The 6682-nt window shown below is 57.5% G+C and carries 6 protein-coding genes; 3 read left to right on the top strand and 3 right to left on the bottom strand.

Features of this window, described 5'->3' with window-relative positions:
- Position 1: 1 nt before the first annotated feature.
- On the bottom strand, positions 2 to 1189 hold the full coding sequence (locus tag AB5Z09_RS20655; protein WP_040065538.1) for a patatin-like phospholipase family protein: 1188 nt from the start codon (positions 1187 to 1189) through the stop codon (positions 2 to 4).
- A gap of 94 nt (positions 1190 to 1283) precedes the next feature.
- Positions 1284 to 1856, bottom strand: coding sequence for a phasin family protein (locus AB5Z09_RS20660; protein WP_005333118.1), 573 nt, complete (start codon positions 1854 to 1856; stop codon positions 1284 to 1286).
- Between the two features lie 248 nt (positions 1857 to 2104).
- On the opposite strand from AB5Z09_RS20660, the gene AB5Z09_RS20665 reads away from it, so the two are divergent.
- Positions 2105 to 4078, top strand: a complete 1974-nt coding sequence (locus AB5Z09_RS20665) for an SDR family oxidoreductase (protein WP_338774921.1) — start codon at positions 2105 to 2107, stop codon at positions 4076 to 4078.
- A 90-nt stretch (positions 4079 to 4168) separates the two neighbouring features.
- Here the strand turns inward: AB5Z09_RS20665 and AB5Z09_RS20670 are convergent, their stop codons facing one another.
- Positions 4169 to 5044, bottom strand: a complete 876-nt coding sequence (locus AB5Z09_RS20670; protein ID WP_368196114.1) for an esterase/lipase family protein — start codon at positions 5042 to 5044, stop codon at positions 4169 to 4171.
- A 170-nt stretch (positions 5045 to 5214) separates the two neighbouring features.
- Here AB5Z09_RS20670 and AB5Z09_RS20675 point away from each other — a divergent pair, with 170 nt between their 5' ends.
- A complete protein-coding gene (locus AB5Z09_RS20675) occupies positions 5215 to 5517 on the top strand; it encodes a YebG family protein (RefSeq protein WP_042055032.1) in 303 nt (100 codons plus the stop codon).
- 369 nt (positions 5518 to 5886) lie between these two features.
- Positions 5887 to 6682 (top strand): tyrosine-type recombinase/integrase (locus AB5Z09_RS20680; protein WP_368196119.1); only part of this gene is annotated, 796 nt, incomplete at its 3' end.

The raw sequence follows: 6682 nt of genomic DNA on the forward strand, positions 1-6682 counted from the left end.
GCTACTCCTTTGGTGATGAACGGCGCACGCCGTGGCGATAGCGTTTGGCAAGCCAGTGCTGCAACTGCTCCAGCGACTTGTCGAGGGCGGCGACCGAGCCAATGCCGGGGGCCAGCAGGGTGCGATCTTCATCGGCCAGCGCGGCCAGATTGAGCTCGAGGCCATGCTTGGCCAGCACCGGCGCCAGCTCGTCACGACGCTGCCAGAGATCGCGGCGAGTATGCTGGTAAGCGTGTTCGCAGAGACGGCGGCGATCCCGGTAACTGAACACATTGGTGAAGAACATCTCGCCATCGGCAGAAGAGGGCTCAAACAGCAGGGCGTCGGCGTCGGGATATTGGTGTTTGTAGCGATCCATCCCCACATGCATACGGGAGTGGATGATGGCGCGAAAGGTCTGGGCCAGTACCACCGGCAGACCGCTGTCCACCAGATTGGTCGGCGCACCGGCGGCCATGTCCGCATCATAGGGCACCAGCGGATTGATGCAGAACACCAGATCCGCCCCCTCTTCCAGCGCCACCGAAGCGTGCAGAGTCTTGATCAGCGCCCCGTCCACATAGTAACGACCGTTGATCAAGGAGGGCGGAAAGAGACCGGGCAGGGCGGCTGACGCCTGTACCGCCGCCGAGATGGGCACATCATCGAGCCCCGGGCTGCCGAAGGCGACCGGATGACCGGTGTCGAGTTCGGTGGCTACCACAAACAGTCGACTGCGCAACTGGCGGAAATCGTTGCTGCGGCCGGGACGAGAGAAAAACTGGGTCAGGGTGCGATCCACCCCGCGGTTGTCGAACAGTCCGGTCGGAATGGCCTTGGAGAGTCCCTGCAGCGATTCAAACAGGCTGCGCTTCCAGGGGGCCGCCAGATAATAGGTCAGGCTCTGCCACGCCAGTGGCGGGATCGAGGTCAGACGGTCGGCATATTCACGAAAGGCGGGGCGCAGCAAGGTGGCCGGGTCAAACATCTCCCCCGAATCATCGCTGAGCAGGATCCGCACCAGCTTAGCCGGCGAGATGCCGTTGGCCAGCGCCGATGCCACCACGGCCCCCGAACTGACGCCAACATAGATGTCGGCATGGTCAAGGCGCAGGCCGTTGATGCTGTCAGAGAGGGCTGCGCAGGCACCGATCTCGTAGATGCCGCCGAGCGGCCCGCCGCCAGCAAGGGCAATTGCGATGGTACTCATAGCGTCGCCTCTCTATCCATGACATTCACCATGACAAGACCGGCCCAGCGCAGGGCATGGGCCGGTATCAATCACCTTCCGTCACCGCGAGGGATCAGGGCAGGACGCTCTCTGCTTTGGCCTTCACCTCTTTCACCGCATCTTCCGCAGCGGAGAGGAGATCGGCGGCCTGCTCAACCACGGCCTCTTTGGCCTTGGCTACCGGTGCCTTCTTTACCGGAGGCTTGCGGGCAGCGGGCTTTTTGGCGGCAGCCGGTTTGGCTTCAGCGGCAGGAGCCTCCTCTTCCTGCGCATCCAGCAGTTGCTGGACCACATCGGTCAGCTCGGCCATGCGCTTGGAGAGCTTGTCGATATCCTTGCGGGTCGGAATGCCGAGGCTGGCCACAGCGCGGGCCACGCGATCTTCAAACACCTGCTCCAGACGGCCCCAAGTATTGGCGGTCTTGTCGGTCACAGCGGCAATCTTCTCATCTGCGCTCTGACGGGTTTTTGCCTGCAATGCTTCCCCTTCCTGCACCAGGGCTTCAAAGATCTTGCCACCCTCTTCCTGTGCTTTGGCATAGGCACCCAGACCTGCCAACCAGATCTGCTGAGTGGACTCTTTGATAGTGGAGGTGAGTTGGTTGTCGGTCACTGACCCTGCCAGCGCTTTCAATTTCTTAGCCATGATCTTCTCCTTGAATAACGACAGTTAAATGTAATGGCGACAACGAAACTGCAATCGGGTTGTGGCATTACTGATTTTTCAACTTCAGTCTAAGGACAAAAAATAGAGGGTTCTACCTAATAACGGAACAGGCACACCACCGAAATTAGGGTTTGCTCACGAACCGACAATCAAATTGCGGATTCCCATATGAATCGTGATATATCTAACAACCTAGTAACACCCTAATCAGTAGCAGGATTCTCTTTATGAACTATTTCATTACTGGCGGTAGTGGTTTTATCGGGCGTCGATTGATCAAAAAGTTATTCCAACAGCATCCCGACTGTATCGTCTATTTTCTGATGCGCGCCTCTCATCAGGATAAATTGCCGGAGTTATTTGCATTCTGGAATGTGGATGAATCGCGCGCAGTCCCGGTTTTTGGCGACATGACACAACCGCTGCTGGGGGTGTCGGTCGAGATGCAGGAGCAGTTGATCGGCAAGATCGACCACTTCTTCCATCTGGCTGCCATCTATGATCTGAACGCCAAGGCCGGGATCCAGCAGCAGGTCAACACCGAAGGGACCCGTCATGCTGTTCAACTTGCCGAGCGGCTGGGGGCGGGGCAGTTCCACCACTGCAGCTCCATCGCTGCAGCGGGCCTGTTCGACGGTCTGTTTCGCGAGGACATGTTCGATGAGGCCGAACACCTCGACATGCCTTACTTCCAGACCAAGCACGAAGCGGAAGGGATTGTGCGCAATGAGTGCACAGTTCCGTGGCGGGTCTATCGACCGGGGATCGTTGTCGGTGACTCCAATACCGGCGAGATGGACAAGATCGACGGCCCTTACTACTTCTTCAAGACCATCCAGAAGCTGCGCCGTCTGCTGCCGCCCTGGATGCCAGCCATCGGGGTTGAGGGCGGGCGCATCAACATAGTGCCGGTCAACTTTGTGGTCGATGCCATGGTGCATATCGCCCATCAGGAGGGGGAGGAGAACAAAACCTTCCATCTGACCGACCCCAACCCGATGCGGGTCGGCGATATGCTGAGCACCTTCTCCCGCGCCGCCCATGCGCCGGAGCCTGCGATCCGCATCAACGCCTCTCTCTTTAATTTCATTCCCCGCCACCTGACCGCCATGCTGATGACCATGGCGCCAGTGCGCCGCATCCGCGATGCCGCCATCGCCGATCTGGGTCTGCCCAAGGATGTGTTCCGCCTTATCAGCTATCCCACCCGTTTCGATAGTCGCGAAACCCAGCGGGTACTGAAAGGGACCGGTATCGAAGTGCCGCCGCTGCACAGCTACGCCTGGCGGCTGTGGGATTACTGGGAACGTCACCTCGACCCCGAACTCTTCATCGATCGCTCCCTGCGTGGTCGGGTCGAGGGCAAGGTAGTGCTGGTGACCGGGGCCACTTCCGGCATTGGCCGAGCAACCGCACGCAAGCTGGCGGGAGCGGGGGCCAACGTCGTTACCATCGCCCGCGACGAGCAGAAGATTGCCGAGACTAAAGCCGAGTTTGCCGAGCTGGGGCTGACCATCGAGATCTATCAGGGGGATCTCTCCAATCTGGCGCAAGCCGAGGAGATCACCGCTCGCATCGTGGCCGATCACGGTGGCGTCGATATTCTGGTAAACAATGCCGGCCGCTCCATCCGCCGCTCCATCGAGGACTCCTTCGATCGCTTCCACGATCTGGAGCGCACCATGCAACTCAACTACTTTGGTGCGCTCAAGGTGATCATGGGGGTACTGCCCACCATGATCGAGAAGAAAAAAGGGCACATCATCAACATCTCCTCCATCGGGGTGTTAACCAATGCGCCGCGCTTCTCCGCCTATGTTGCCTCCAAATCTGCCCTCGATGCCTGGGTGCGTACCGCCGCCTCCGAATTTGCCGACAAGGGTGTCAGCTTCTCCATCATCAATATGCCGCTGGTGAAAACACCGATGGTCGCACCGACCAAGGTCTATGAGCAGGTACCGATGATGACGCCAGAAGAGGCGGCCGATCTGGTATGCGATACCATCATCAACAAGCACGTTCGTCTGGCTACTCGCCTCGGGGTATTCGGTCAGGTGGTGCATGCCCTGGCACCTCGCGTTGCGCAGGTCATCATGAACACCAGCTTCCGCACCTTTGCCGATCCCAAGGATGGCGACAAGTCCAAGGCCACCGCCGATCAGGTTGCCGTCTCGACCCTGATCAAGGGGATACACTTCTAACCTGATGATGGGATAAAGAGATCAACAGGGGCCTGAGCAATCAGGCCCCTGTTTTATTTGGAATGACAGTTGAAGGACGAATAAGGAGGGTCAGACTCGGGACAACAACTCAATCAGCAGATCAGTCGTGCGACGGGAGTAAAGCAGAGAGAGATGGCCAATGGCAGGCAACTCGATATCTTCCATTCCCGTCAATCGTTGCCGCTCCTGTGGCATCACCACATTGTCGTGACTGGTGCGCACAGAGATGCCGGGTACGCAGAGAGGAACCGAGGCGAAACGCTGCAACCAGCCGGAACCGGGCTCCATCTCGCGGGCATTGGCCCCAATCCCAAGGGCGGCCAACTGACTGCCCTGATGAGGCGTAGCCAGAGTGATCAGGCGTGCGACCTTGTCACCACCATGGATAGCCAGATAGTCGCGGCAGACCAGTCCGCCCATGCTGTGACCGATCAGCACCAGCTTGTCAGCCCCGGTTTGCGCCAACACATCGTCAATTCGCTTGGCCAGTAGCGGCACCATCTCATCGATATGACCAAATGGTGGCATCAGGGTAATGGTGGCGACCACATGGCCTGCAGCTTCCAATCGGGCGCGCTGGGTGTGCCAGATCCCGCGACTGCAACCGTAACCATGCACCAGCAATACGGGACGCTGGCATGGACGCAGCCGATCGGGAGCCATCAGCAAAGGCTCGAACGGTAGCAACAAGGTGAAGGTATAGAGGTAGGCCAGCATCTCCTGCGCCATCATCTTCACCCTGCGCCAAGTGCCGATAGCCGGGGAGGGGTAGAAGCGGGTAAACAGCCAGCTGCCGAGCACCACCAGACAACGCAACCCAAGCAGGGCAAACACGACAAACAGCAGGGTCAGCAACCAGGGGAGTCCCACGACCAAATGGGCGATACTCCCGAGGAGCAGCACCTCTACCATCAGCAGAATAAACAGGTGTCGTACGATCGTCATAAGGCCATGATCCGACCAGTCTGGCGTGGAAGTCAAATGACACTTTGAGACAGCTTGATCCAGCGCGGCTTTTGTCGCTAAACCCCGGCGAACTCTTTTCCGGTGAGGTTATTTGCAATACTGTATATCCATACATATACTCTATCCATCATCACCAAGAGGAGGCCATCATGGCTGTCGAGATCAAATATGTGGTTGTTCGTGGGGGAGTGGAAAAAATGACCTTTGCCAGCAAAAAAGAGGCCGATGCCTATGACAAGCTGCTGGATACGGCCGATGAGTTGATGACCCTGTTGGCTGGCGCCCCGATCGAGCTGGCACCAGAGCAGCAAGAGAGTCTGGCATTCTACCTGGCAGAGCAGCGTGATGTGCTGCAAACCCTGCTGCGTGGCGGCAAAGTTCAGGCTGGCACGAAAGAGGAAGAGACTCCAGCAGCCAAGCGCAAGGAGAAGCCACTCAAACAGGTGGCCTGATTGCACAGACCTTACTCTCGGGATAAATGGCTCAACGCATTCACTTTATTTGCATTTAAAACAATTTTCACGGCTATTTGCCCCGAGAATTTTTGAACCATGCTGCATATCCCATGCATAACTGAATAGCGTGCACCACTGAGCGACATCAGCCAGATCTATGAGGAAATAATGAGCAAACAGTGGAGAGAACGTTATCCAGATCGCTCCCGGTGACCTTAATCAGCAACAACAAGAGGCAGTACCAATCCCAATAGAAGCCGCATTAATGTATCACGAGCCCTTGTCTATCAACTCGGCTCATATCGATTCATCTCATCATCAACAAGCAACACCATGACTCAACAACCATTATCCTTGCCGCCAGCCATGCCGCTGTTTGACAGCCTTATCTATCTGGAGGCCGGTAACCCACAGGTCAATCAGTACCTTGCCAACCTCAGCCTCAACGATGTACCCGATGCCGGTCTGGTTTACGAACTGGCGGTCGATTGGCTGCTGGAGCAGCGCAACAGCGAAAACAACTACAAAACCTATCGCAGCGAACTGACCACTTTTTTGCACTGGTGCTTTCGCGAGGCGGCCATCAGCCCGAAAGATCTCACTCGCCGCATCATGATCCGCTATCTCGACTACTGTCAGTCCCCCCCTGACGAGTTGATCGCCTATCGCAACGTGGCGCAGTTTGTCCTCGACAAGGAGTGGGGAGAGCGGTTGCCCAATCCGCAATGGCGACCGTTTCTCGGCAAGCGGGAGCTGGGCCGCACCTTGCCCTATCGCCTGAGCGAGCAGGCGATGAAGACCAAGCTGGCCATTCTGTCGGCCTTCTTCCAGTTCCTGATCCAGGAGGAGTACATGGACAGGAATCCCGCTCTGCTACTGCAGCGGGTCAAACGGCCGCAACAGCTGGAGGCCGATGATCAGGTGCAGGCCTTCAGCGAGTTGCAGTGGTCATACGTGATGCAGGCTGCCGATACCCTTGCCAACGACCATCCGGAGCAACACGAGCGCAGCCGTTTTCTCACCATTCTGATGTACGCCTGCTATCTGCGGATCTCTGAGGTTGCAGCCCGGCCGGGCTTTACCCCAGTGATGGGGCAGTTCAGGCGGGATCGTAAAACCGGCGTCTGGGGCTACTTTATTCCGCAAAGCAAGGGGGGCAAAC

Origin of the sequence: Aeromonas sp. R2-2, assembly GCF_040908355.1 — a bacterium.
Taxonomy (GTDB): Bacteria; Pseudomonadota; Gammaproteobacteria; order Enterobacterales; family Aeromonadaceae; genus Aeromonas; species Aeromonas veronii.